General features: G+C 64.8%; 23 protein-coding genes. 14 read left to right on the forward strand and 9 right to left on the reverse strand.

The window, feature by feature from the left end:
- Positions 1-47: 47 nt before the first annotated feature.
- From pnp to rbfA, 4 genes are all read right to left on the reverse strand, one after another.
- Entirely contained in the window at positions 48-2,195 is a 2,148-nt protein-coding gene (pnp, locus tag KLP42_RS16895; RefSeq protein WP_215568119.1) for a polyribonucleotide nucleotidyltransferase, read from the reverse strand.
- Between the two features lie 364 nt (positions 2,196-2,559).
- Positions 2,560-2,829 (reverse strand): 30S ribosomal protein S15, encoded by a 270-nt coding sequence (gene rpsO, locus KLP42_RS16900; protein WP_215568120.1) that lies wholly within the window; start codon positions 2,827-2,829, stop codon positions 2,560-2,562.
- 174 nt (positions 2,830-3,003) lie between these two features.
- Positions 3,004-3,933, reverse strand: coding sequence for a tRNA pseudouridine(55) synthase TruB (gene truB, locus KLP42_RS16905; protein WP_215568121.1), 930 nt, complete (start codon positions 3,931-3,933; stop codon positions 3,004-3,006).
- A gap of 12 nt (positions 3,934-3,945) precedes the next feature.
- Entirely contained in the window at positions 3,946-4,359 is a 414-nt protein-coding gene (rbfA, locus tag KLP42_RS16910; RefSeq protein WP_215568122.1) for a 30S ribosome-binding factor RbfA, read from the reverse strand.
- 434 nt (positions 4,360-4,793) lie between these two features.
- Here rbfA and KLP42_RS16915 point away from each other — a divergent pair, with 434 nt between their 5' ends.
- The 3 genes from KLP42_RS16915 (at position 4,794) to KLP42_RS16925 (ending at position 7,937) form a co-directional block, all read left to right on the forward strand.
- Positions 4,794-5,876: a DUF475 domain-containing protein gene (locus KLP42_RS16915; protein WP_215568123.1), complete on the forward strand. Its 1,083-nt coding sequence runs from the start codon at positions 4,794-4,796 to the stop codon at positions 5,874-5,876.
- 77 nt (positions 5,877-5,953) lie between these two features.
- Positions 5,954-7,036, forward strand: coding sequence for an Ldh family oxidoreductase (locus tag KLP42_RS16920; RefSeq protein ID WP_215568124.1), 1,083 nt, complete (start codon positions 5,954-5,956; stop codon positions 7,034-7,036).
- 142 nt (positions 7,037-7,178) lie between these two features.
- A complete protein-coding gene (locus KLP42_RS16925; RefSeq protein WP_215568125.1) occupies positions 7,179-7,937 on the forward strand; it encodes a siderophore-interacting protein in 759 nt (252 codons plus the stop codon).
- A 9-nt stretch (positions 7,938-7,946) separates the two neighbouring features.
- Here the strand turns inward: KLP42_RS16925 and KLP42_RS16930 are convergent, their stop codons facing one another.
- On the reverse strand, positions 7,947-9,638 hold the full coding sequence (locus tag KLP42_RS16930) for a chemotaxis protein (RefSeq protein ID WP_215568126.1): 1,692 nt from the start codon (positions 9,636-9,638) through the stop codon (positions 7,947-7,949).
- A gap of 346 nt (positions 9,639-9,984) precedes the next feature.
- Between KLP42_RS16930 and KLP42_RS16935 the strand changes: the two genes are divergently transcribed.
- The 11 genes from KLP42_RS16935 (at position 9,985) to KLP42_RS16985 (ending at position 22,191) form a co-directional block, all read left to right on the forward strand.
- On the forward strand, positions 9,985-10,314 hold the full coding sequence (locus KLP42_RS16935; RefSeq protein ID WP_215568127.1) for an STAS domain-containing protein: 330 nt from the start codon (positions 9,985-9,987) through the stop codon (positions 10,312-10,314).
- Positions 10,311-10,679 (forward strand): response regulator, encoded by a 369-nt coding sequence (locus KLP42_RS16940; protein WP_215568128.1) that lies wholly within the window; start codon positions 10,311-10,313, stop codon positions 10,677-10,679. The genes KLP42_RS16935 and KLP42_RS16940 overlap by 4 nt, the downstream gene beginning before the upstream one ends.
- A complete protein-coding gene (locus KLP42_RS16945) occupies positions 10,676-12,733 on the forward strand; it encodes a chemotaxis protein CheA (protein ID WP_215568129.1) in 2,058 nt (685 codons plus the stop codon). The genes KLP42_RS16940 and KLP42_RS16945 overlap by 4 nt, the downstream gene beginning before the upstream one ends.
- Positions 12,730-13,242 (forward strand): chemotaxis protein CheW, encoded by a 513-nt coding sequence (locus tag KLP42_RS16950; protein WP_215568130.1) that lies wholly within the window; start codon positions 12,730-12,732, stop codon positions 13,240-13,242. The genes KLP42_RS16945 and KLP42_RS16950 overlap by 4 nt, the downstream gene beginning before the upstream one ends.
- A gap of 22 nt (positions 13,243-13,264) precedes the next feature.
- Complete coding sequence (locus KLP42_RS16955) at positions 13,265-14,953, forward strand: methyl-accepting chemotaxis protein (RefSeq protein WP_215568131.1); 1,689 nt, start codon at positions 13,265-13,267, stop codon at positions 14,951-14,953.
- Between the two features lie 90 nt (positions 14,954-15,043).
- Positions 15,044-16,945 carry a methyl-accepting chemotaxis protein gene (locus KLP42_RS16960; protein WP_215568132.1) on the forward strand — a complete coding sequence of 634 codons (1,902 nt, stop codon included), beginning with the start codon at positions 15,044-15,046 and terminating at the stop codon, positions 16,943-16,945.
- A gap of 155 nt (positions 16,946-17,100) precedes the next feature.
- Entirely contained in the window at positions 17,101-18,930 is a 1,830-nt protein-coding gene (locus KLP42_RS16965) for a methyl-accepting chemotaxis protein (RefSeq protein ID WP_215568133.1), read from the forward strand.
- Positions 18,927-19,421: a chemotaxis protein CheW gene (locus KLP42_RS16970; protein ID WP_502941308.1), complete on the forward strand. Its 495-nt coding sequence runs from the start codon at positions 18,927-18,929 to the stop codon at positions 19,419-19,421. The genes KLP42_RS16965 and KLP42_RS16970 overlap by 4 nt, the downstream gene beginning before the upstream one ends.
- A gap of 13 nt (positions 19,422-19,434) precedes the next feature.
- On the forward strand, positions 19,435-20,289 hold the full coding sequence (locus KLP42_RS16975; protein ID WP_215568135.1) for a CheR family methyltransferase: 855 nt from the start codon (positions 19,435-19,437) through the stop codon (positions 20,287-20,289).
- A gap of 2 nt (positions 20,290-20,291) precedes the next feature.
- Positions 20,292-21,371 carry a protein-glutamate methylesterase/protein-glutamine glutaminase gene (locus KLP42_RS16980; RefSeq protein ID WP_215568136.1) on the forward strand — a complete coding sequence of 360 codons (1,080 nt, stop codon included), beginning with the start codon at positions 20,292-20,294 and terminating at the stop codon, positions 21,369-21,371.
- 127 nt (positions 21,372-21,498) lie between these two features.
- A complete protein-coding gene (locus KLP42_RS16985) occupies positions 21,499-22,191 on the forward strand; it encodes a ParA family protein (protein WP_215568137.1) in 693 nt (230 codons plus the stop codon).
- Positions 22,192-22,227: 36 nt separating this feature from the next.
- Here the strand turns inward: KLP42_RS16985 and ccoS are convergent, their stop codons facing one another.
- The 4 genes from ccoS to ccoG are packed head-to-tail and all read right to left on the reverse strand — an operon-like array spanning position 22,228 to position 26,760.
- Positions 22,228-22,380: a cbb3-type cytochrome oxidase assembly protein CcoS gene (gene ccoS / locus KLP42_RS16990; protein WP_143125160.1), complete on the reverse strand. Its 153-nt coding sequence runs from the start codon at positions 22,378-22,380 to the stop codon at positions 22,228-22,230.
- A complete protein-coding gene (locus KLP42_RS16995) occupies positions 22,377-24,677 on the reverse strand; it encodes a cation-translocating P-type ATPase (protein WP_215568138.1) in 2,301 nt (766 codons plus the stop codon). Before KLP42_RS16995 ends, ccoS begins: the two co-directional genes overlap by 4 nt.
- On the reverse strand, positions 24,674-25,168 hold the full coding sequence (locus KLP42_RS17000) for a FixH family protein (RefSeq protein WP_215568139.1): 495 nt from the start codon (positions 25,166-25,168) through the stop codon (positions 24,674-24,676). The genes KLP42_RS16995 and KLP42_RS17000 overlap by 4 nt, the downstream gene beginning before the upstream one ends.
- Entirely contained in the window at positions 25,168-26,760 is a 1,593-nt protein-coding gene (gene ccoG / locus KLP42_RS17005) for a cytochrome c oxidase accessory protein CcoG (RefSeq protein WP_215568140.1), read from the reverse strand. Before ccoG ends, KLP42_RS17000 begins: the two co-directional genes overlap by 1 nt.
- Between the last annotated feature and the right edge of the window lie 116 nt (positions 26,761-26,876).

Raw genomic sequence — 26,876 nt, forward strand, 5'->3', positions numbered from 1 at the left:
GGCGCGGAAACCTCCCGCGCCCCAGGATCACTCGAGGATGAGAGGGTTTATTCGGCGGCAGCGTCGCCGTCAGCCTTCTTCTTCTCGCCAACGATTTCCTGGCCGGTGGCCTGGTCAACGACCTTCATCGACAGGCGCACCTTGCCGCGCTCATCGAAGCCCATCAGCTTGACCCAGACCTTGTCGCCTTCCTTGACGACGTCGGAGGTCTTGGCGACGCGCTCGGAGGCGAGCTGCGAGATGTGCACGAGGCCGTCGCGGGCGCCGAAGAAGTTGACGAAGGCTCCGAAATCGGCGGTCTTGACGACCGTGCCTTCGTAGATGGCACCGACTTCCGGCTCGGCGACGATGGAATGGATCCACTTGCGGGCCGCTTCGATCTCCTTGCCGGAGGCAGAGGCGATCTTCACGGTGCCATCGTCTTCGATGTTGATCTTGGCGCCGGTCTTCTCGACGATTTCGCGGATGACCTTGCCGCCCGAACCGATGACTTCACGGATCTTGTCGACCGGAATGTTCATCACTTCGATGCGCGGCGCAAATTCGCCGAGCTGGCCGCGGCTCTCGGTGATGGCCTTGGCCATTTCGCCGAGAATGTGCTTGCGGCCGCCCTGTGCCTGGTTGAGCGCGACCTTCATGATCTCTTCCGTGATACCGGCGATCTTGATGTCCATCTGCAGCGAGGTGATGCCGGCTTCGGTGCCGGCAACCTTGAAGTCCATGTCGCCGAGGTGGTCTTCGTCACCGAGGATGTCGGAGAGAACCGCGAAACGATCGCCTTCCAGGATGAGGCCCATGGCGATACCGGCAACCGGCTTTGCCAGCGGCACGCCGGCATCCATCAGCGCCAGCGAGGTGCCGCAGACGGTGGCCATCGAAGACGAGCCGTTCGACTCGGTGATTTCCGAGACGACGCGCAGCGTGTAGGGGAACTGTTCCGTCGTCGGCAGCATCGGATGGATGGCGCGCCAGGCAAGCTTGCCATGGCCGATTTCGCGGCGGCCCGGCGAACCCATGCGGCCGGTTTCACCAACCGAGTAGGGCGGGAAGTTGTAGTGGAGCATGAACTGCTCCTTGTACATGCCCGTCAGGCTGTCGACATACTGTTCGTCTTCGCCGGTGCCGAGCGTTGCAACAACGAGCGCCTGGGTTTCACCGCGGGTGAAGAGCGCCGAACCGTGCGTGCGCGGCAGGATGCCGACTTCGGCAACGATCGGGCGGACCGTTTCCAGGTCGCGGCCGTCGATGCGGCTCTTGGTGTCGAGGATGTTCCAGCGGACGATCTTCGCCTGCAGGTGCTTGAAGACGGCGCCAACGACTTCCGCCGTGTACTTGGCTTCGCCATCGGCCGGCAGGAAGTGCGCCTTCACCTTGGCCTTGACGGCGTCGACGGCAGCGTAACGATCAGCCTTCTGGGTGATCTTGTAGGCGTCGCGCAGTTCGGCTTCGGCAAGCTTCAGCATTTCGGCTTCGAGTTCGGAATGATCTTCCGGCTCGAATTCGCGCGGCTCCTTGGCTGCCACTTCGGCGAGCTTGATGATCGCGTCGATGACCGGCTGGAAACCCTTGTGGCCGAACATGACGGCGCCGAGCATGACGTCTTCGTTCAGTTCCTTGGCTTCGGATTCAACCATCAGGACGGCGTCCTGGGTGCCGGCAACAACGAGGTCGAGGCTCGACTCGTCCATCTCGTCGAGATGCGGGTTCAGAACGTATTCGCCGTTGATGTAACCGACGCGCGCACCGCCGACCGGGCCCATGAAGGGAACGCCGGAGAGCGTGAGCGCTGCCGAGGTGGCGACCATCGACAGGACGTCCGGGTTGTTTTCCAGATCATGCTGGATGACGGTGACGACGACCTGCGTGTCGTTCTTGTAGCCTTCCGGGAAGAGCGGGCGGATCGGGCGGTCGATCAGGCGGGAAACGAGCGTTTCGTTTTCCGACGGACGGCCTTCGCGCTTGAAATAGCCACCCGGGATCTTGCCGGCGGCGTAGGTCTTTTCCTGGTAGTTGACGGTGAGCGGGAAGAAATCCTGGCCCGGCTTCGGCTCCTTGGCGGAAACGACGGTGGCCAGAACAACGGTCTCGCCATAGGTGGCGATGACGGCGCCGTCAGCCTGGCGGGCAACCTTGCCCGTTTCCAGCTTCAGCGGGCGGCCTGCCCATTCGATTTCGACGGAATGCGTATTGAACATGATTCAAGTCCTTCTTGCGCGGCGGCGACGCCTCTTCCGGAGAAGATGCGGGCTCTGGCCTGCGCTTGTGGTGACACGATCACGGGCAAGACAACGGGAGGCTTTCATCGGTCCGAACGCCTGTTCGAACACGCAAAAGGATGACCGGAGGAAACCATCCTGATCATCGCGCGCCGCATCGTCATTGCGGCGAAAGCATCCGGCAATCCTGCCCCATGACAGGTCATCGGTTACGTTTGGCAGGTCCGGCCCATCCGGGCCCGCCAGGAAAATTCGCCCGTCTCGGGCAGCATGTGGTCCGGACTGTCTCGCCCGGATGGACAACCGGCGGACAATCGACTGATCGCCCGCCGGAACGTTTGTCTTAGCGACGGATACCGAGGCTCGCGATGAGCTTCGTGTAGCGAGCTTCGTCCTTCTTCTTCAGGTAATCGAGAAGCGAACGGCGGCTCGAAACCATCTTGAGGAGACCACGACGCGAGTGGTTGTCCTTCTTGTGGCCCTTGAAGTGTTCGGTGAGGTTGTTGATCCGCTCGGTCAGGACAGCAACCTGGACTTCCGGCGAACCGGTGTCGCCTTCGACGGTTGCGTATTCCTTGATGAGGGCAGCCTTACGCTCTGCAGTGATCGACATCGGACAATCCTTTCTGATGTGAGGAATTGAGGGACGCCGCAAGCCGGGATGTCGTCCAGCTTCGGCCATGAAAGCTACCTGCGGCCCGCATTGCAGGCCGCCTAGCTGGCGGTGCGTATAACGCATCCGCCAAGCGATGGGAAGGGGAATGTTCCGGGCCCCGCGAGAGGGCGGTCAGACAAACACCCGCTTCGGGCGGAACTCGCCCTGGCCGATTTCGCCGATCGCCACCAGCTTGCCGCCGGAAAGCGCCACGGCCTCCGGTTCGGCGACGGGGGCGTCGCGACCGCGCAGGATGATCGGATTGCCCATGCGCAGGCGGTGTGCCTGATCGTCGCTGATGCGGATCTGCGGCAGGGCCGAAAGCGCCTCGCTGGTATCGACGAGGAAGGCATCGAGGGCGGCAAGGCGCTCGTCGCGGTCTTCGATCGCCTCCAGCGCCACCAGATCGGCGAGCGGCACCATCGTCTCTTCGGCGAAGGGCGCGACAAAGGTGCGGCGCAGGCCGGAAATGTGGCCGTAGCAGCCGAGCTCGCGGCCGAAATCACGGGCAAGCGAGCGCACATAGGTGCCCTTGCCGCACTCCACCTCGAAGAAGGCGCGGTCGGTCTCGACCTTCAGCAGCGTCAGCCGGTGGATTTCCACCTCGCGCGAGGGAATCTCCACGGTCTCGCCGTCGCGCGCCAGATCATAGGCGCGTTCGCCGGCGATCTTGATTGCGGAGAACTGCGGCGGGATCTGGCTGATCGTGCCGGTATAGGCGGGCAGCAGCGCCCGGATCGCCGCCTCGTCCGGGCGCGTGTCGGAGGTGTGCGTCACCTCGCCTTCCAGATCGTCGGTCGAGCGCTCCTCGCCCCAGGTCACGGTGAACTCGTAGATCTTGCGACCGTCCATCACGTAAGGCACGGTCTTGGTGGCATCGCCGAGCGCGATCGGCAGCATGCCGGAGGCAAGCGGATCGAGCGTGCCGGCGTGTCCCGCCTTCTGGGCGTTGAACAGCCACTTGATCTTGCCGACGGCTTCGGTGGAGCCGAAATCGACCGGCTTGTCGAGAATCAGCCAGCCGGAAACCGGCCGGCCCTTGGGTTTGCGGGGTCTGGACATCGTGCTCTGTTCTTATTGGTCGGTGTCGTCGCCGGCGTCAGGTGCAAGATCCCGCTGGACCTCGGGCGAACGCAGCAACTCGTCGATCTTCTTGTAGTTGTCGAAGCTGGTATCGTCGCGGAAGCGCACTTCCGGCATGTATTTCATCTGGCGCAGCTGGCCGCCCAGCCGGCCGCGGATGAACTTCGCATTGCGGTTCAGCGCTTCGATCACCTTGGCATGGTCCGACACGCCGAGCGGCGTCACATAGGCCGTGGCGATCTTGAGGTCGGGCGACATGCGCACCTCGGACACGGAGATCACCGTCTTCTCGATGATGTCGTCGCGCACCTCGCCGCGCTGCAGAACCTGGGTAATGGCGGCGCGAACCTGTTCGCCGACACGCAGCATGCGCTGCGACGGCGCAGAAGATGTAGCTTTGCTCATTGTTGTTTTTCTTTCCTTCGGGCCAGTCTCAGGGCTTCAAGTCTAGCAGATTTCAAGCCGGATGGCGCGGGCAAGGGCGCTCCATGCCCTGCCTTGTCCGAAAGGTCAAGATTTGCCGGCCTTCCCGATGCGTTTCTTTGCCATCGCCCCGCCTTGCGGGCAGGCGATCAGGTTGCATCTTGACCTTTGGCCAGATTTTGCCATCTTCTCGGATGTCTCCCCGGACCGGACCGATCCCCGGGGATTGAACTTTGGTGCCGGGCCCCTCTGGCGAGAGTTTTTACGGCGCTCTCGCGATGTCGGTACCGCCTGCAAAACAGCCGGCGGATTGAACCTGCCATGATCTTGTCCATCATCCTGACCACGGGTGCGCCCCTTGGCGCGCAGTCCCGTTTCTCCTCCATCCCCACCCCTTGCCACCGGGAGGTCTGCGCATGAGCCAGTCCCCCTCGCAGACATCGACCCTCGGCTATTTCCGCTGGGCCTTCATTGTCACGATTCTCGGCCTCGTCCTCGGCGGCGTGCTGGGCTGGCAGTCCACCGGCACGCTCGGCGGCATGCTGACGGTCTTCTTCATCTGCACCGTGCTGGCGGTGCTGGAAATCTCGCTCTCCTTCGACAATGCCATCGTCAATGCCAACAAGCTGAAGGACATGACGCAGGTCTGGCAGCAGCGCTTCCTGACCTGGGGTATCCTCATTGCCGTCTTCGGCATGCGCATCGTCTTCCCGCTGCTGATCGTGGTGATCGCCGCCGGCATCGGCCCGATCGATGCCGTCATCCTCGCGGCGGCCCAGCCGGAGGAATATGCGCGCATCATGCACGAGGCGCATCTGCCGATCGCCGCCTTCGGCGGCACCTTCCTGATGATGGTTGGCCTCACCTTCTTCTTCAACCATGAGAAGGACGTGCACTGGATCGAGGTCATCGAAAGCCGGGTGGCGCGCTTTGCCACCATCAAGGGCGTGGAAATCGCCTTCGTGCTGCTGCTGATCATGGTCTTCTCGCAGTTCCTGCCGGAAGCGGAGGCCTCCACCTTCGTGCATGCGGCCGTCTATGGCCTGCTGACCTTCCTGCTGGTCGAGGTACTGGGCGGCGTGCTGGATGCTTCGCAGAAGGCGATGAGCGAAGCGGCGAAGGGCGGCCTTGGCGCCTTCATCTACCTCGAAGTGCTGGATGCCAGCTTCTCCTTCGACGGCGTGATCGGCGCCTTCGCCCTGACGCAGAACCTGTTCGTCATCGCCATCGGTCTCGGCATCGGCGCCATGTATGTGCGTTCCATGACCATCATGCTGGTGGAAAAGGGCACGCTGGCGGAATACCGCTACCTGGAGCACGGCGCCTTCTACGCCATCCTGATCCTGTCGGTGATCATGTATGTGCAGACCATGGTGCATATTCCGGAGGTGATCACCGGCCTCGGCGGCGCGGGCCTGATCGGCCTGTCGCTCTGGTCGTCGATCCGCCACAACCGGCAGGAACGCCGGCATGCGCAGGAACTGCACCAGGGCGTTTGATCGGGCGCACTTCGCATGCCATGAAACAGGATATGCGCGGGCCCTTCGGGGCCCGCCTGCTTTCGGGAGGAGAGACCATGAACGACACGCAAAAGGCCGGCGTCGAGAGCCGGCTTGCGCCGCTTGCGCGGGTAGAACGCTTCAGCCGCGCCGTTTTCCTGGCATCGGGTGCCGATGCGGCAACGGCGGATGCCGCCACCGCGGCCATGCTGCACGCCTCGCGGCTCGGCGTCGACAGCCACGGCATCCGCCTGCTCGACCATTATGTGGCGGCCATTGCCGGCGGGCGGGTCAATGGCCGGCCGACCCTCAGCTTCGAAGAAAATGGCGGTGCCATATCTCGGCTGAATGCCGATCACGCGCATGGCGCGCTGGCCACCTACCGCGCCATGGACCGGGCGATCGAACTCGCCGGCCGCTTCGGCATCGGCGCCGTGTCGATCCGCGACAGTTCGCATTTCGGTGCGGCCGGCGCCTATGCGCTGCAGGCGGCCCGCCGCGGCTTCATCGGCCTTGCAGTGTGCAATTCCGACAGTTTCGTACGCCTGCATGATGGCGCTTCCCGCTTTCACGGCACCAATCCGATCGCCTTCGGCGTGCCGGTGGGCGACGGCAATCCCTGGCTTCTCGACATGGCGACAAGCGCCATTCCCTATAACCGGGTGAAGCTCTACGAGAGCCTGGCACGGCCGCTGCCGGAGGGAACGGCCTCGGATGGGCAGGGCATCGATACCACGCTTCCTTCCGAGGCCGAGATGCTGGCGCCGCTTGGGACGGCCTTCGGCTTCAAGGGCGCGGGGCTCGCCGGCATGGTGGAAATCCTGAGCGCGGTGCTCTCCGGCATGACGCTGAGCTTCGACATCCTGCCGATGGGCGGTCCCGACATGGCGACACCTCGCCGTCTCGGCGCCTTCGTGCTGGCGATGAAGCCCGCCGCCTTCCTCAGCGAGGAGGTGTTCCTCGCCGGCATGGCACGCTATCTCGAGGGACTGCGCAACTCGCCCGCCCGCGCCGGCACCACGGTTCTGGCGCCCGGCGATCGCGAATGGCAGGTGGCGGCCCGCCGCGAGCAGGAGGGCATTCCGCTCGATCCGGCCACGGTACAGGCCTTCCAGCGCTTTGCAGAACGCCATGGTCTGCCGCTTCCCTTCGATGACTGAGCCGGCTGCGGCGCCAGGCGGCAAAGAAGCAGAAACAAAACATGACTTCCGCATGAAGGAATAAAGCGTTATCGAGAGGGCAAAGCCCTGTGCAGGACCGGCACCCGCTTGCGGTCCTGCCCCATCTCACAAGGATTGCGTCATGGATCAGCCCCCTGCCTACAATGCCGAGATGCCGCGCCAGCGCCCGCAGCTGCCGAGCTGGACGCTGACGGTTGTCGATGCCTTCGACCTCACGCCCGGCCTGCGCCGCGTGCTCTTCTCTACCGACAGGCTGGCCGATTTCGCGTACAAGCCCGGCCAGGACATCGTTTTCTTCCTGCCGCTGGAGAACGGCGAAACCGGCCGTCGCCACTACACGATCCGCAAGCTTGACCGGGCGGCGGGCACGATCGCCGTCGATTTCGTCATGCATGGCAGCACGCCGGGGCCGAACTTTGCCCGCCAGGCACGCGCAGGCGATACGGTGGAGGTGAAGGGGCCGCGCGGGCGCGTAGTCTTCAATCCGGATGCCGACTGGCATCTGCTGACGGGGGACGAGACCTGCATCCCGGGCATTCTGCACATTCTGGAGGAGATGCCGGCCGGTGCACGCGCCTTCGCCTTCATCGAGGTTCAGGATGCCGGCTGGCACCAGCCGGTGGAAACGCGGGCGGACGTGGCAATCGAATGGATTCACCGCGGCAATGGCCCGGCGGGTCCGAGCAGCGTCATGCTCGACCGTCTCAGCACCTTCGCCCTGCCGGAAGGCCGCGGGCAGGCGCTGATCATAGGCGAGACCAGCAATGTGCGCGCCCAGCGCCACCACCTGATCGGCCGCGGTTTCGCACGCGACCAGATCGCCTCGGAAGGCTACTGGCGCCCGGGCCGCAATGGCGGCCACGACCACGTGGACGATTGAGAGACAGGATCAGAACAGCGCCGCATCCAGATCGTCGTCGGAAAGCACCGTCAGCGGTGCTTCCTCCGGCGGTGCCGTGCCAAGCACGCTGGCATGCAGTTCCCGTTCGGATACCATGGTATAGACGCGGTTGATGCGCGGCCCGATCGTGGCGAGCGCCTCGTCGAGACCGTCGAAGGAAACGGCGACCGCCGGATCGAAGGCAATGTCATCGGCGCACTGGGCCAGCAGCGCGCCGAGTTCGGCATGGAAATCCAGCCGGGCAAGCGAGGCATTCATCTGGTTCACCCCGGTCTGGCCATCCGCCGCCATGGCCCTCAGATCGGCCTCCATGCTGTCGCGCACCGCGCGGATGCGTTCCAGCGCCCGCAGCAGCCGCGCATCGAGATCATCGTCCTCGCCGGTCGCTTCGTCGCATCCGGCCAGCAGAAGCCGGGCGGCGCTTTCCAGCGCATGCAGTTCGCCGAGGATCTTTTCCGCCGCCTCGTCCAGATGACCGGCAAAGATGCGCAGTTCCGCCGTCACGACATTGATCGCCTTGCCCTCCTCGCCGATCTTGCCGCAGCGCAGGTTGGTGTTGAGCGCCATGTAGTGGATATCGCCCCGTACCACCTGTACCAGGCCGATGCCGTCGAGCAGGTCGCGCACGGTCGCCACCGTCGTCTCGCTCATCCGGGCGGCGGCCCGGGCGAGATCCTCGATTTCGCTGACGGCCGCCCGCGCCTCGGCCACGCCTTCCTCCAGTTCCCGCAGCGCCGACTGGCCCTCGCCGCCACCGGTCATCGAGGTCTGGATCTCGTTGATATGGGCCAGATCGGACTTGAAGCTGGCGATCGTCGCGACGATCTTGGCGGTGTCGCGCTCGTAATCCATCCGCGTCGCCTCCAGTTGCAGGGCGACGAGACGCTTGATGACCTCCTGCAGCCGCCCGCGCTGTTCGCCGGTCAGGCCGGATGATTCGGGGGAGGCCAGGTATTCATCGAGAATCTGGAAACTCGACTGGCAGTGTTCCACGCGCTGGCGGGTGATGTCGCCCACCTGCAGGGCCGAAAGCGTCGAAGCGAGCTTGTTCTGGACGTCGCGGGCAATCGCCGAGACCTGCGCCGCCTTGTCCATCAGCAGGCGCCGCTGCTCGCCGATCTGGCCGGCGCCCAGCGACAGGCCGGACACGATCTTCGGCACGGTCTGGCGGAAGCGCTCCAGGATGGCATCCCCCTTCAGGATGACCGGCCCGAGGCCCGTTCCCAGTTCCTGAAGCTTGTCGGAGAAGCTGCTGACCTGCTGGGCGCCTTCCTGAATGCGCTGCAGGATTTCCTCGGCAAAGCCGGCGAAATCGGCAATGCCGGCGCCGGTGATCTTTGCGGTCACGGCAAAGGTGCGCAGATAGCGAAGCGTTTCCTGCATGCTCGCCACATGCGGCCTCAGAACGCGCTCGGTCATTGCGATTTCGCGGAAACGGGCCTGGCGTGCCGCTTCCGCTTCCGTCAGCACGGTGATCGCCGCCACCGTGGTGTTGAGCTCATCCACCGTCTGGCGGGCCGTCCCCTCGTCCAGCGATCCGGTGAGATTGTCGAGAGCGGCAATCATCTTGTTGAGGATGTCGAGGATGGACAAAAGCACGGCGCCGCCATCGAGGAAGCGCTGTTCGATGCGCGAGCGGGCATCCTCCATGCGCCGCAACGAGGCGGAAACTCCGTGCACCGCCGTTTCCTGTGCCACCCTCATTGCCAACGCCACGATGCCCGTCTCCATCCTGATTAAGTTCCGCCGCCACAGGCAGGTCATGCCGGAGACAGCAGGGCCGATTGCAACCGCTGGGTAGCGGAAGCGCGGCTTTGTCAGTCCCTTCTGACGGACTGGCGTTAATGGCCGAAAAACCAAGCTTCAGATTTGATTCCTCTGGTTAATTTTCCCTCTCTCCGCTGCCTGCAGAAATACATGGTGATTCTTTCCACCTCAGAACTAGTCCCGCCAAATTAGGCCTTCCTTAAGCGCCGCATCACAGAGTTGTGACGATGAGCGCATTTCTGGGGGTTTAGAGGCCACGATGCTTACCGACACGGCCGACAGTTGCCGCATACGACTTCCCGACACACTGACCATCCGCACCATCGCGCCGGTGCGGGACGATCTGCTTCACGCACTTCAAAACCAGGACAGCGTCATCATCGATATTGCCGATGATGCGGAAGGGGATCTCAGCCTCCTCCAGCTTCTGGAATCGGCCCGCATCTATGCCGGCACCGCAGGCAAGAGCATTACCCTTGCCCGCCCTGCCGGCGGACGGATCGCCGATCTCCTCGCCGCAAGCGGCTTCCGGGACGCCATGTCCGCGAACGACGCCAAGTTCTGGTTTCATCAAGGAGACTTTCAATGACCGCCAGCATCCTGACCGTGGATGATTCCGCCAGCATCCGTCTGACCACCCGCGTGGCCCTCTCCAATGCCGGCTACAAGGTGACCGAGGCCGTCGACGGCCTCGACGGCATTTCCAAGCTGAAGGGCGGCCAGTACGACCTGATCGTCACCGACCTCAACATGCCCGGCATGGACGGCCTGACGATGATCCGCGAGCTGCGCAAGCTGCCGGCGCATATGGGCGTCCCGGTGATCTTCCTCACCACCGAATCCGACGCCGGCATCAAGCAGGAAGCCAAGGCCGCCGGCGCCACCGGCTGGCTGACCAAGCCCTTCGACCCGGAAAGCCTGGTGAAGATCGTCAGAAAGGTGCTCGGCAAATGAGCTTTCCGGATCCGATTGCCGTCTTTCGTACAGAAGCTGCCGAACTGCTGGAACAGATCGAAGCCGGCCTTCTGGATCTGAACCACGACCTGGCCGACAAGGAACAGGTCGACGCCGTCTTTCGCGGGCTGCACACCTTGAAGGGCTCCGGAGCCATGTTCGGCTTCGAGGCCCTTGCTGCGTTCACCCATCATTGCGAAACCGCCTTCGACCAGGTGCGCAAGGGCATCGTGCCGGCCACGCACGATCTCGTCACCGCGGTCCTGAACGCCACCGACCACATGCGCGCCCTGATCGAGACGCCGGACGGCGATCACGGGGCGATGAGCGAGACACTGCTTGGGCGGCTTCGCACTGCGGTGGCCGCCGCCGGCCTTCCGGAGGCCCCCGCCCCGGCCGCCGCCGCCCCGGCAACGGCACAGGACGCACCGGTCGCGGCAAGCGGCCTTACGACCTACCGGATCCACTTTTCCCTTCCCGTCAATGCCATGGCCAATGGCACCAATCCGGTCGGCCTGCTGAACGAGCTGCGCGATCTCGGCGCCTGCACCATCAGGGCCGACCGTTCGCGGGTTCCGGCTCTTGACGATCTCGTTGCGACCGACCTGCATGTGTGCTGGGATATCGAGCTCGCGACCGAAGCGCCGCGCTCCGCCATCGAAGACGTCTTCATCTTTGTGATGGACGAGATGGAGCTTTCGGTCGAGCCGGTCGGCGCGCCCGAAGACGCAAGGGCCGCGCCCGCCGCTGCCGCGCCGCAAGCCCCGGCTCGCGAAGAGGCGATCATGCCTGCGCCGGTGGCAAGTGCCCCACCCGTGGCGGCGACCGCCGCCCCCCGCGCCGCGCCGGCGCCGCTGCCTGAAGCCAGGCAGGCGAAATCGGCCGAAAACGTGCGCGTTCCCGCCGAGCGCCTGGACGAGCTGATGGACCGCGTCGGCGAACTGGTCATTGCCCAGTCGCGCCTCAGCCAGCTTGCCAATGCGAGCGCCGACCTGCAGCTGCGCGCCGTCTCGGAGGACGTGGAACGCCTGTCGGGCGAACTGCGCGACACGATGATGGTGCTGCGCATGGTGCCGGTGGCGCAGCTGTTCAGCCGCTTCCGCCGCCTGGTGCACGATCTGGCCATCGAGACCGGCAAGAAGATCGAGCTGATCACCGAGGGCGAAACGACCGAGGTGGACAAGAGCGTGGTCGAACGCCTGGCCGATCCGCTGGTGCATCTGGTGCGCAATTCCTGCGACCACGGCCTGGAAACGCCGGAGGAGCGCCTGGCCCAGGGCAAGCCGGCCGCCGGCCGCATCTTCCTCTCCGCCCGTCAGCAGGCCGGCGAAGTCATCATCACCATCAAGGATGATGGTCGCGGCATCAGCCGCGACCACGTGCGCGCCAAGGCGGAAAGCTCCGGTCTGATTGCCCCGAATGCGGCGCTGTCCGATCAGGAACTGCTGCAGCTGATCTTCCAGCCGGGCTTCTCCACTGCCCAGCAGGTGACGAACCTCTCCGGCCGCGGCGTCGGCATGGATGTGGTCAAGCGCACAATCGATGCGCTGCGCGGCACGATCAATGTCGTCAGCCACACCGGCGAGGGCTCGGAAATCTCGCTCGCCATTCCGCTGACGCTTGCCATCATCGACGGGCTTCTGGTGCGCGTCGGCTCCGGTCGCTACGTCATACCGCTGTCGGCCGTCGAGGAGTGCCTGGAACTGTCCATCGAGGAAGACATGCGCTCGCGCGGCCGCAGCTTCATTTCGCTGCGCGACAGCCTGGTGCCGTTCATCCGCCTGCGCGATCTCTTCATGACCGGCACGAAGCCGGACCCGTTCCAGAAGGTGGTGGTGATCTCGACCGGCGCCGAACGGGTGGGCCTCGTCGTCGACCAGATCATCGGCGACCACCAGACCGTCATCAAGGGCATGTCCAAGCTGCATCATGACGTGGCGACCTTCTCGGGCGCGACGATCCTCGGCGATGGCGGCGTGGCGCTCATTCTCGATGTCGGCCATCTGGTCACCGCCGGCCAGCAACAGGAGGCGCAATTGCGCGCGGCAGGATGAGCGAAGCAATCAGAAAGATACCGGAAGATCTGTGGAGCGGCCGCGAGGAGCTGGAGGTGCTGACCTTCGACATCGCCGGCGAGATGTTCGCGCTGGAAGCGGTGAAGGTTCAGGAAATCCTCGACCTTCTGCCGGAGACCACGGTGCCGGGCGCCAAGCGCTTCGTCGGCAGCGTCATCAACTTCCGCGGCAAGGTTATTCCGCTGGCCGATATCCGCCTCGCCTTCGGCATGGAGGCAACGAAGACCACCATCGACAGCCGCATCATCGTGATCGAGCTGGAGATCGAGGAGGAGCCGACGCTGGTCGGCATCCGTACCGACAAGGTCAACGAGGTGACGACGCTGATGAAGGCGGCGGGCGAACCGCCGCCCAGCGTCGGCATGCGCTGGCGACCGGACTTCATCGACTGCCTCGTCCGTCGCGACGGAGAGTTCATCATCATTCCGAACCTGCATACGATTTTCTCGGCCCAGCACGAGCGGTCGCATCAACTGACGCAAGCCTGATCCGGCGAAGGGGAAATAGACAATGCGCGCCTCGATCAAACTGAAGCTGGCTTTGGCCTTCGGCTTCATCATCTCGATGCTTCTGGCCACCGCCACACTCGGCATCATGAGCCTGGGCGAGTTGAACACCCGTCTGGAAAACGTCGTGGAAGGGCCGGCGGCCCGCCTGGAACTGGCGCTCGATCTCGACGTCTACACGCTGCAGCAGATCCGCCAGCAGAAGAACATGCTGCTTGCCCCCTCGCCCGAGGCGGCCAAGCCCTACGCAGCCAAGATCGACGAGTATCGCCGCAAGTATGACGAGGCCTTCCAGCAGGTCCTCGGCCTTGCGACCGAGCAGGGCAAGGTGATCTGGAACAAGCTGCAGGTTCTGACCACGCAGTACCGCCAGCAGGACGACCAGATCCGCGCCCTGATGATGGCCGGCGATCAGCCCGGCGCCCTGCGCATATCCACCAACGAGAACCGCACGACCGTCAGCGAAATCGACACTCAGCTCGAGGAAATCGTCGCGCTCGAATCCTCCCGCCTGCAGGCCGCCAAGACCGATGCCCAGGCCGATTACGCACGGACCCGGCTGGTCATGCTGAGCGTTGCCGGCGGCGCCACGCTTGTTGCGCTTCTTGCGGCCATCTGGATCGCGCTCTCCATCAACAAGGGCCTGCGCAGTGCGGTTGGTGCCGTGCAGAACGTCGCCGAAGGTGACCTGACGAAGCTTGCCGCGGTCACCACGCGCGACGAGGTGGGCGATCTTCTCGGCTACGTCAACGCCATGATCGAGCGCCTGCGCGGCGTGGTGGGCGATGCGGTTGCGGCTGGCGAGAACGTCTCTTCCGGCAGCCAGGAACTGTCGGCGAGCGCAGAGCAGCTGTCGCAGGGCGCCACCGAACAGGCCGCCGCTGCCGAACAGGCTTCCGCCTCGATGGAGGAAATGGCCGCCAACATCAAGCAGAATGCCGACAATGCGGCCCAGACGGAAAAGATCGCCCGCCAGTCGTCGCGCGATGCCGAAAGCTCGGGCCAGGCCGTGTCCCGTGCCGTGGTGGCCATGCGCACGATTGCCGAAAAGATCTCCATCGTGCAGGAAATCGCCCGCCAGACCGACCTTCTGGCGCTGAATGCCGCCGTTGAGGCGGCACGCGCCGGCGAGCACGGCAAGGGCTTTGCGGTCGTCGCCTCCGAAGTGCGAAAGCTTGCCGAACGCAGCCAGGCAGCGGCTGCCGAAATCTCGGCGCTGTCCGGCGAGACCGTGCAGGTGGCGACCGAGGCCGGCGAGATGCTGAACCGGCTGGTGCCGGACATCCAGAAGACCGCCGAACTGGTCTCGGAAATCTCGGCCGCCTGCCGCGAGCAGGATATCGGCGCCAGCCAGATCAACGAGGCGATCCAGCAGCTCGACAAGGTGACGCAGCAGAATGCCGGCGCCTCGGAGGAAATGTCGGCGACCTCGGAAGAACTGGCCGCCCAGGCGGAAGAACTGCAGGCTTCCATCGCCTTCTTCAAGGTCGAACGCAGCGGCCAGAAGACCGGCCGCAGCGAAGCCGCGGCACCGTCCAAGACATCGCGCAACGGCAGCCGCGAATCCGCGCGTCAGCCGCAGCGCCAGAACAATTCGGTTGCAGCCCAGCAGGCCCGCGCCCGCGGCTTTGCCCTCGACATGTCGATGGGCGGCCCGGACGATGAGGATCATCATTTCCGTCAGAGCGCCTGAGGCCTCTGGCGCAAGGACACATCATCCAACGCGCAGGCCCCGAAGAGTGGCCGGGGCCCGCGCGCTGATCGTTTCACAAGGGAAACACCCATGCGCATAACCATCAAGACAAAGCTTTCTGCCACCTTCGCCCTGATTCTTGCGTTGATGCTGGCGACGGGGATCTACAGCCTTTATGCCGTCGATGACACCGGAGAGACGCTCCACAACGTGATTACCGGGCCGGTCGCCCGGCAGGCCAACGCGCTTGGCATGAAGATCGACCAGATGAAGATTGCCCGCACCCAACTTGCACTGACCGAGGCGGCAGGCGATGCAGAGATTGCCGGCCTGCTGGCTGAAAGCGACCAGAGCCGCAAGCAGCTGACGGAAGCCGCCGACTGGGCAGCCGGAGCCGCGGAAACCGAGGCCGGCAGGAAGGCCTATGGCGAGATCTCCTCCATGGCGCGGGACATTGCCCGGCTGGATGACCAGATCCGGGCGCTGGTGCGCGCCGGCGACAGGGAGGGCGCACGCCGCCTTGCCAAAGGAGAAAGCGCCGCCCTCATCCGCCAGATCGAAACCATGCTGAACGATCGCCTGGCCACCAACCGCAACCAGATGCAGGAGGCGGAAGCCCATTCCGACAGCACCCGGAAGATGACGAGCATCGTCATCGGTGTCGGTCTGGTCAGCGCGCTGCTCATTGGATCGATCGCCGCCTTCATCATCCTGCGCGGCATTCGCAACGGCCTGCGCCTCGTGCAGCAGGCCGCCGATGCGGTGGCGATCGGAGACCTCGACCAGAAGATCGAGGTGAAGACCAACGACGAGATCAAGGACGTCGTCGAGACCGTCAACGTGATGACCGCCAATCTGAGGCAGACGGCCGGCATTGCCGAAAGGATCGCGCTGGGCGACATAAAGGTGTCGGTCAAGCCGCTCTCGGAGAAGGACACGCTCGGCATCGCGATGCGCGACATGGTGGCCTATCTGCAGGAGACCGCCGGTCTCGCCCAGTCGATCGCCTCCGGCGACCTGACGCGCGATGCCCGCCGCAAGTCGGATGCGGATGCGCTGGGAAGCGCGCTGGAAACGATGATGCAGCGTCTGCGCGGCGTGGTGGGCGATGCGGTTGCGGCATCGGAAAACGTCTCCTCCGGCAGTCAGGAACTGTCGGCCGGCGCCGAGCAGCTATCGCAGGGCGCCACTGAACAGGCCGCCGCTGCCGAACAGGCGTCCGCCTCGATGGAGGAAATGGCCGCCAACATCAAGCAGAATGCCGACAATGCGGCCCAGACGGAAAAGATCGCCCGCCAGTCGTCGCGCGATGCAGAAAGCTCGGGCCAGGCCGTGTCCCGTGCCGTGGTGGCCATGCGCACGATTGCCGAAAAGATCTCCATCGTGCAGGAAATCGCCCGCCAGACCGACCTTCTGGCGCTGAATGCCGCCGTCGAGGCGGCGCGCGCCGGCGAGCACGGCAAGGGCTTTGCGGTCGTCGCCTCCGAAGTGCGCAAGCTCGCCGAACGCAGCCAGGCAGCCGCTGCCGAAATCTCGGCACTCTCCGGCAACACCGTGCAGGTGGCGACCGAGGCCGGCGAGATGCTGAACCGGCTGGTGCCGGACATCCGCAAGACAGCCGATCTGATTGCGGAAATCTCGGCCGCCTGCCGCGAGCAGGATATCGGCGCCAGCCAGATCAACGAGGCGATCCAGCAGCTCGACAAGGTCATCCAGCAGAATGCCGGCGCCTCGGAGGAAATGTCGGCAACCTCGGAAGAACTGGCCGCCCAGGCGGAGGAACTGCAGGCCTCCATCGCCTTCTTCAAGGTGGAAAGCACGAATGCGACGCCCCGCACCCGCGAGGGCCTGGAGCGCAAGGTGTCGCAACGGCAAGGCGGTCAGCCCAGGCAGTCTGTTCGTGCGCAGCAGGCGAGAGCCAAGGGCTTTGCCCTCGATATGTCGAACGGTGGCCCCGACGACGAGGACCAGGATTTTCGCCAGATGGCTTAACGCTTACTTTCGAAGTTCCTGATAAGGCTACAGAACAATATGCAGACCGATGCAGGGGCTGCACCATACCGGTCAACCGGTGCGCACAAGGGTGAATGTCATCGGTCTTGGTGCGGAAAGTTGAAGCGAGTTCTCTCTTTCCCATGGGGCATACAATGCGTTTCACCATCAAGCTAAAGCTGGCCCTGGCCTTCGGGCTGATGATACTCATGCTCATCGCTGTGGCTGTCTATGGCACGACCAGCCTGTCCACGCTCAATGACTCATCTTCGGCCATGATCGATGGGCCAGTCAAACGCCTGGAATATGCATTGAACATTTCGGGCACGATGTCAGAAGCCGTCCGCGCCCAGAAGAACGGCCTTTTGGAAAAGGATGATGCCAAGGCGTCCGAATACTTCAACAACTCTGATAAGCTCATTGCCGAACTTCTGAAGATTGCCGAAGCAGGAAGTCTGATTGCGACGGTCGAAGGAAAGCCCTACTGGGCAGCGGTGGCGGATAATGCCGCCAAATTCCAGAGCACCTCTGCCGCGCTGCCGGCGCTACGAGCAAACGGACAACTCGATCAGGCGATCGATCTCTCGAACGGATCGATCCGGCAGCTCGCCGCCAATGTCAATGATGCGATCATAAAGCTCAAGGACATCCAGAAGCAGGGGTTGGCCAAGGCTGACGCCAACAATGATGAGCTGTACACGACGACGCGGCTGACGCTGGTCTCGGTCGCAGCAGGCGTCACGATCATTGCCCTGATTGCCGCCCTCTGGATCGCGCTCGGCATAAGCTCTGGCCTGCGCAAGATCACGATGGTGGCCGATGCGGTGTCCATCGGTGATCTCGACCAGGATGTCGTGATCAAGTCCAATGACGAAATCCGCGATCTCGTCGAAAAGATCAATGTCATGACCACCAATCTGCGCGAGACGGCACGGCTGGCTGGCGATATTGCCAGCGGCGACCTGACCGTTTCCCCCAAGCCGCTGTCCGACAAGGACACGCTCGGAAAGGCGCTCGAAAACATGGTGCAGCGTCTGCGCGGTGTGGTGGGCGATGCGGTTGCGGCTGGCGACAACGTCTCCTCCGGCAGCCAGGAACTGTCGGCGAGCGCCGAGCAGTTGTCGCAGGGTTCCACCGAACAGGCTTCCGCCGCCGAACAGGCCTCTGCCGCCATGGAAGAGATGGCCGCCAACATCAAGCAGAACGCTGACAATGCGGCCCAGACGGAAAAGATCGCCCGCCAGTCGTCGCGCGATGCCGAAAGCTCGGGCCAGGCCGTGTCCCGCGCCGTCGGCGCCATGCGCACGATTGCCGAAAAGATCTCCATCGTGCAGGAAATCGCCCGCCAGACCGACCTTCTGGCGCTGAATGCCGCCGTTGAGGCGGCACGCGCCGGCGAGCACGGCAAGGGCTTTGCGGTCGTCGCCTCCGAAGTGCGAAAGCTCGCCGAACGCAGCCAGGCAGCGGCCGCCGAAATCTCGGCGCTGTCCGGCGAGACCGTGCAGGTGGCGACCGAGGCCGGCGAGATGCTGAACCGGCTGGTGCCGGATATCCAGAAGACCGCCGAACTGGTGTCGGAAATCTCGGCCGCCTGCCGCGAGCAGGATATTGGTGCCACCCAGATCAACGAGGCGATCCAGCAGCTCGACAAGGTGACGCAGCAGAATTCCAGCGCCTCCGAACAGATGTCGGCGACCTCCGAGGAACTGGCCGCCCAGGCGGAAGAACTGCAGGCCTCCATCGCCTTCTTCAAGGTTGAGCATGCCGCCGGCAACCGCCGTTCGGCCCCGCGCCCTGCCGTCACCTCGCGTCCTGCTGGCCGAGCGGCCTCGGCTGTCAGGCCGAAGCCGGCAGCCAAACCCGTCGCCGCCGCACCGTCGCACCAGGGCGTTGCAGCCCAGCAGGCCCGCGCCCGCGGCTTTGCCCTCGACATGTCGACCGGCGGCCCCGACGCCGACGACGCAGACTTCCGGGAGAGTGCTTGATCATGGCCATATCGTCAGAAGCCCAGTTCGTGACCTTCAGCCTCGGCGAGGAAATCTTCGCCGTGCCGGTCGAGGTGGTCCGGGAAATCCTGGACCACGAGGAAGCCTTCAAGATCCCGCACGGGCCTGACTATCTGCTCGGCCTGCGCGACGTGCGCGGCCAGGGGGTACCGGTGATCGATCTGCGCCTGCGGCTGGGCCTCAGCCGCACGGTCAAGACGCCGCATACCCGCATCCTGGTGCTCGACGTACCGCTCGAACAGCGCATGCTGGCGCTCGGTCTCGTGGCCGATCGCGTCTACGAGGTGGTGCCGTTCCAGCAAAGCCAGATCGAACCGGCGCCGGACATCGGCATCCGCTGGAAAAGCGATTACATCGCCGGCGTGGTGCGCCGGGATGGCGGCTTCGTGGTGATCGTCGATCTGGCGCGCCTGTTCTCCGATTCCGGCACTGCACTGGCAGGCGTCGTTGCCTCCCAGCGCGTCGCCTGACAGGAGCATCGATTTGTCCGCAGCACCGATTCAGAGGCAGCCGATCGATGACCGGCTGAGCCCGCGCAACTTCGACCGGTTGTCCAAGTACATTTATGATTACAGCGGCATCAAGATGCCGATCACCAAGATCACCATGCTGGAGGGCCGTCTGCGCCGGCGCCTGCGGGTGACGGGGATTGCGAGCTTCGACGACTATTGCGACTATCTGTTCAAGCAGGACGGCATGGCAAGCGAGCAGGTCTACCTGATCGACGCGGTGACCACCAACAAGACGGATTTCTTCCGCGAACCGAAGCATTTCGAATACATGGCCCAGAAGGCCGTGCCGGAACTGCTGGCGGATGGCGTCTCCAGCCTGAGGGTCTGGAGCGCTGCCTGCTCGACCGGCGCCGAGCCCTACACGATCGCCATGGTGCTCTCCGAATGCCTCGCCGATCGCCGCAATGCCGATTACCGGGTGATTGCGACCGATCTTTCGACCGAGGTTCTGCAGGTGGCCCGCAAGGCGATCTATCCGGCCGAGATGGTTTCGCCCGTGCCGGCCGACCTGCAGCGACGCTACGTGATGCAGGCACGCGACCCCGCCCGCGGCGAGGTGCGCATCGCGCCGTCGCTTCGCCAGAAGGTGGGGTTCGGGCGGCTGAACCTGATGGACGAGAGCTATGCCGTCTCCGAGCTGCAGCACATCATCTTCTGCCGCAACGTGCTGATCTATTTCGACAAGCCGACGCAGCTGCATGTGCTTGGCCGATTGTGCGACTGCCTGGCGCCCGGCGGCTATCTGTTCATCGGCCATTCGGAAACGGCAACGGGATTCAACCTGCCCATCCGGCAGGTTGCCAACACGGTCTTCAAACGGGTGTAGCCATGGGCACTAAGACGCGCGTTCTCATCGTCGACGATTCCGCCAGCATCCGCCAGGCGCTGACCATGCTTCTTTCGGCGGATCCGGAGATCGAGGTGATCGGCGTCGCACCGGACCCCTTCGTGGCGGCGCGCAAGATCCGCGAGGAGATTCCGGACGTCATCACGCTCGACGTGGAAATGCCGCAGATGGACGGCATCACCTTCCTGCGCAAGGTGATGTCGCAGCACCCGATCCCCGTGGTGATGTGTTCATCGCTGACGGAGGAAGGGTCCGAAACGCTGATGCAGGCGCTGGAAGCAGGCGCCGTCGACATCATCCAGAAACCGAAGATCGGCGCCGCCGATCATCTGGCCGAGAGTGCCGAGCGCGTGCGCAGCGTGGTCAAGGCCGCCGCCAAGGCCCGGCTCGGCAAGATGCGACGCTTCCGCCCGAAGGATTCGCCGCCCGCCAAGCTGACCGCCGATGCGGTTCTGCCGCCGCCCAAGGTGGGTGCCATGGCCAAGACGACGGAAATGGTCGTCTGCATCGGCGCCTCGACCGGCGGCACGGAGGCGCTGCGCGAGCTTCTCGAAACCCTGCCGGCCAATGCGCCGGGCATCGTCATCGTCCAGCACATGCCGGAAAAGTTCACCGCAGCCTTTGCCAAGCGGCTGAACGGCCTGTGCGAGGTGGAGGTGAAGGAAGCGGAGGACGGCGACCCCGTGCTGCGCGGCCACGTGCTGATCGCCCCCGGCGACCGGCACATGCTGCTGGAGCGGCGCGGCGCGCGCTATCACGTCTCGGTGCGCAGCGGGCCGCTGGTCAGCCGCCACCGCCCCTCGGTCGACGTGCTGTTCCGCTCGGCCGCCCGTTCGGCCGGCTCCAACGCCATGGGCGTGATCATGACCGGCATGGGCGATGACGGCGCGCGCGGCATGCTGGAAATGCACGAGGCCGGCGCCTTCACCGTGGCGCAGGACGAGGCCAGTTCCGTCGTCTTCGGCATGCCGAAGGAAGCGATCGCCCGCGGCGGCGTCGACCGCATCGTCTCGCTCGACCACATCGCCCTCGAGATCATGGGCGCCGACCGCCGTCGCTGACGGCCGGCGAGTTTCCACCCCTTGCGGTTGGCGCTTTGTTAACCATGTTTGGCGACACTGGCTGGGCACGATGACTGTGCCTCGACGAGCAATTCCGGCTCACGGAACCTTCTCCCCAGGATCGACGATGCCCGTCATTACCTTCGCCAACACCAAGGGCGGGGCCGGCAAGACCACGGCCGTGCTGCTGCTTGCCAGCGAACTCGCCCATATGGGTCACCGCGTCACCGTTCTCGACAGCGATCCGCAGCACTGGATGTCCCGCTGGTTCGACCTGTCGCCGCCCATGCCGGGCCTCACCGTCACGCCCTATGTGACGCAGGCCTCCCTCGACCGCCATGTGGAAGAGGCGCGCGTCGGCGCCGATTACGTGCTGATCGACCTGCCCGGCGTGCGCAGCCCCCTGCTCGCCAAGGCCATAGGCATGTCCGACCACGTGCTGATCCCGATCCAGGGTTGCGCCATGGATGCGCAGGGCGGCGCGCATGTGCTGGAACTGCTGCAGTATCTGGAAACCAAGCTCGGCCTGCGCGTGCCGCATTCGGTGGTGCTGACGCGCGTCAACTCCATGGTGACGACCCGCGCGCTGCTTGCCGTGAAGGGTCTGCTGGCGCAGCGCAATGTCGACGTGCTGAACACGCCGATCATCGAACGCTCCGCCTTCCGCGATGTCTTCGATTGCGGCGGCACGCTGCACATGCTCGATCCTGCCCGCATCAGCAATCTCGACAAGGCGCTGGACAATGTCCGGCTCTATGCCGAGGAGATCCTGCGCCGGGTACCGGCCACGCCATCGGCAGCGGGCCGCAGCGCAGCCTGAGCCTCACCCCGCCCGTCATGCACAACGCCCCGGCCGTCAGGCGCGGGGCGTTTCGTCGTCATCGAGAACGCGCCAGGCGGCACCGTCCAGATCCTCGTACTGCCCGTTGCGCAGCGACCAGAGGAAGGCGCCAAGCCCCAGCCCGCCAAGCAACAGCGCAACCGGAATGAGATAGATCAGCATGTTCATGCGAGCCGGGCCTCCCGTGTCACGGGACCGGTCGGCGCCTGCCCTTCGCGGCCGCTTGTCGCCGCCGGACGACGAAACCGGTTGAGACGCAGCGCATTGGCAATCACGATCAGCGAGGAGGTCGACATGGCGACCGAGGCCATCAGCGGCGTTGCATAGCCTGCGATGGCAAAGGGGACCGCGATCATGTTGTAGCCGATGGCAAGGCCGAAATTCTCGCGGATCAACCGGCCGGCGCGGCGCGAAATGGCCAGCGCCGTCGGCACCGCATCAAGCCCGTCATGCAGGAAGACGATGTCGGCGGCCTGCCGGCCGATATCGGCCGCCGTGGCCGGCGCCATCGAGACATGGGCTGCACTGAGCGCCGGAGCATCATTGATGCCGTCGCCGACCATCAGCGCGCGGTGGCCGGCGGCGGCAAGCCCGTTGCAGGCCTCGACCTTGCCCTGCGGCGAAAGCTCAGCCTGCCAGCCATCGAGATCAAGCTGCTCGGCCATGGCGGCAACCGTCGTCTGGCGATCGCCGGACAGCATCAGCGTGCCGAGACCTTCCGCCTTCAGCGCCGCGATCGCCTCCTCCGCGCCGGGACGCGGGGTATCCTCCAGCAGGAAGCGCGCCAATTCCTCGCCGTTCAGGGAAAGAACCACCTCGGAGGCGCCGCTATCGGCCTGTGCCGCCGTTTGCGGGCAGGCAAAGGCGCGGCTGCCAAGGCGATAGATCCCCTCCGGCATTTCGGCGAGAAGCCCCTGCCCCGGCAGTTCGCGCACCGTTTCGACCAGCGGCACCGGGCCGGCATGGGCGGCATGGATGGCGCGCGACAGCGGGTGGCGCGAATGGGCGGCGAGGGCAGCGGCCATGGCCCGTGACAGCGGTTTTCCGCGCGCTTCGATCAGGCGCGGACGACCGAGCGTCAGCGTGCCGGTCTTGTCGAAGATCACCGTGTCGATTTCGGCAAGCCGTTCCATGGCCGAGCCGTCGCGCACCATGATGCCGTGCTGGAACAGTCGCCCGGCGGCGACCACCTGCACCACCGGCACGGCAAGTCCGAGCGCGCAGGGGCAGGTGATGATGAGGACGGCGATCGCGATCAGCAGCGCCTGCTTCCAGTCGCCGCCGAAAAGACCCCAGCCAAGGAAGGTGAGGATGGCCAGCAGATGGACGGCTGGCGCATAAATGGAGGCAGCGCGATCGGCGATGCGGCGATACTGCGCCCGGCCGCCTTCGGCGGCTTCCATCAACGCGATGATTTCGGCAAGGAAGGACTGGCGTGCGGTGGCCGTCGCCGTGACGATGAGCGAGCCGGTGAGGCTGACGGTGCCGGCCTGAACCGCCACGCCCGGGCGCACCGCGACCGGCACGCTTTCGCCGGTGGCGATCGAGACATCGAGATCGCTTTCGCCGGACGACACGATGCCATCGACGGGGATGCGGTCGCCGGCGGCAATGGCGATGCGGTCGCCCGGCACCACCTCGGAAACCGGCCGATAGTCGCGGCTGCCATCCGGCTGCACCACCAGCGCGCCGCGCGGCGCAAGCCGGGCAAGGCCGGTGATGGCGGAACGGGCGCGGTCGCGCATCACGTGATCCAGCGTGCGGCCGATCAGCAGGAAAAACAGCAGTGAGGCCGTGGCGTCGAACCAGGCATGCGCGCCATGATGCAGGGTTTCCCACAGGGAGACGGCGTAGGAAAGCGTGATCGCCAGCGCGATCGGCACATCCATGTTGGTGCGCCCGCGCTTCAGCACCGACCAGGCGGAGCGGTAGAAGAAGCGTCCGCCATAGACCAGCGCCGGCGCGGCGATCATCGCCGAGATCCAGTGAAACAGGTCGCGCGTGGAGGCGTCCGCGCCCGACCAGACCGAGACGGACAGAAGCATGATGTTGGCAGCGGCAAAGCCGGTAACGGCCACGCCGCGGATGAGATCCGCGCGCAGCCGGTCGCTCGCCTCGATATCCTCGCCGAACAGGTGGGATTCGTAGCCCGTGGCCCGCCGGATGACCTCGGCGAAGCGCACCGGATCGGCACCGCGCCCGTCGCCTTCGGCGCGCCAGACGATCGAGACGCGCTTCGTCGACAGGTTGACGCGCGCCTTTTCAACGCCTTCGACGCCCCGCAGCGCCCGCTCGACGGCGGTGATGCAGGCGCCGCAATGGACACCCGGCACGCTCAGATCCGTCTGCCGCCGGCCATCACCCAGGTCGCGCGCCGACAGCAGCAGCTCCTCGCGGGAGGGAAGCGCATGCACCGCGCCATCGAGTTCCAGCGCGCCTTCCGTTCCGGGAGCGCAGCAGCTCATTGCACCTCTCCCAGCACCGCGATGCGACGCGCATGATGCAGGATGCGCCTGCCATCCCTGAAGGCGCTGACATCGGCGATCCAGTGGCCCGGCGCCACCGCATGGACCGCCTCGTAGCTCCCCTTGCCCGCATCGTTCAGCATCACCTCGAAATCCTGGTGATCGCCCACCGGCCGCTTGAAGCTGGCCGTGACCTTGTCGGCGAAGACCGGCTGCCCGGCCTCGTCAACGATCACGTAGCGGATCAGGCCATCGGTTGCAGTCAGCGTGCCGGAAATGCCGCTGGCATTCAGTGCCTTGGCCTCGGCGACCTTGCCGTTGAACTGCTGGCTGGCGACATAGGTGTTTTCCACCACAAGCCCGCTCCAGCTGTGCACCGCCTGATAGGCCATGTAGAAGTTGACGGAAATGATCGTGCCGAAGAACAGGCAGATCACACCCAGCATGTGCCAGCCGGTGAAGACGAATTCCTTGGCCTGACGGGTGTTCATCACTTGTCTCCCGGCGAGTTGAAGGTGGCGTTGTAGACATCGCGCTCATGGCTGGCACGGTCCTCGGCAATGAAGCGGAAGCCTTCGCGGGCATCGGCGACGGCATGCTTCGGCAGGGTGACGAAGACCTTCAGCGTGGTGGCCTTGTCCGGCTCGACCGGCACGGCGAAGACGCGGTCGGAATAGTCGCTGGACAGTTGCGGGATCTTCATTTCCGCCGCCGTCAGCCCCTGCATCGACAGAAGCACGGTGCGCCGCTCCGGAACCATGTTGAGCAGGCGGATCGTATAGCCATTGCGGATCGAGCCGTCCGATTCCAGCACATATTGCGGATTGCGGTCATGCAGGACATTGACCTCCAGGCGATCGCGACTGAGCAGCGCCACCAGAAGACCGATGCCGACGGCGCTCCAGACGCCCATATAGACGAGCGTGCGCGGCCGGAAGATGATCCGCCAGTTGAAGTGGCGCACCTGATCGGCGAAGGTCCCGTCCGGCTTGCGGACCCGGCCCGGATCGATGGCCGTGCGGCCATTGTCGGTGGCAAGCGCCATGTTGGATTCGTATTCGTTGAGCGTTGCATAGGCAATCAGCCCGCGTTCTCGGCCGAGCTTGTCCATCACCCCGTCACAGGCATCGATGCACAGCGCGCAGGTGATGCAGGCCAGCTGCTGCCCGTCGCGAATGTCGATGCCCATGGGACAGACGGCAACGCAGGCATTGCAGTCCACGCAGTCGCCGATCACCTGGTTGGCCGCGGCCGCCTTCTTGGCATGCTTGCCGCGCGGCTCGCCGCGCCAGTCGTTATAGGTCACGACGAGCGACTGCTCGTCCAGCATCGCCCCCTGGATGCGCGGCCAGGGACACATGTAGATGCAGACCTGCTCGCGCATCAGCCCGCCCAGCACATAGGTGGTGGCCGTCAGAATGGCGACCGTGGAATAGGCCACGTAATTCGCCTGGCCCGTGACGAAGTCGAAGGCAAGCGAGGGGGCATCGGCAAAGTAGAAGATCCAGGCACCGCCGGTCGCCACCGCGATCACCAGCCAGATTGCGTGCTTGGCCGTGCGCTTCCAGAGCTTTGATACGCTCCAGGGGGCCGAATCAAGCTTCATGCGGGCATTGCGGTCGCCCTCGATGAAGCGCTCCACCACCAGGAAAAGGTCCACCCAGACCGTCTGGGGACAGGTATAGCCGCACCAGGCGCGCCCCACGGCGGAGGTGATCAGGAACAATCCGAAGCCGGCCATGACCAGGAGCCCCGCCACGAAGAAGAATTCCTGCGGCCAGATCTCGATGAAGAAGAAATAGAAGCGCCGGCCTGCCAGATCGATCAGCACCGCCTGGTCCGGCGCGTAGGGACCGCGGTCCCAGCGGATCCAGGGCGTCAGGTAGTAGATGCCGAGCGTGACCAGCATCACCAGCCACTTGAAGCGCCGGAAGCGCCCTTCCGCCCGCTTCGGAAAGATCTTCTGCCGCGCGGCGTAAAGCGGTTCCGGCGCCGGCTGGCCGGAGCCGGTCGGTCCAGCCTCCTGGCGTCGAGTGGCCGGCTTGCCCGCCGGATGATCAGGTTGTGCGGTTTGAAAAGACATGGGCCCCATCCTTTGTCCGCAAGACCCTGCCGGCAAAGCGGCCCTCGTTCCTTGACCGAAATCAATATGCGGGGTGCGACCTTTGCGCCCAATGTGGCGAAGATCAGCAATTTTGC

The organism is Rhizobium sp. CSW-27 (genome assembly GCF_018760785.1).
Lineage (GTDB): Bacteria > Pseudomonadota > Alphaproteobacteria > Rhizobiales > Rhizobiaceae > Neorhizobium.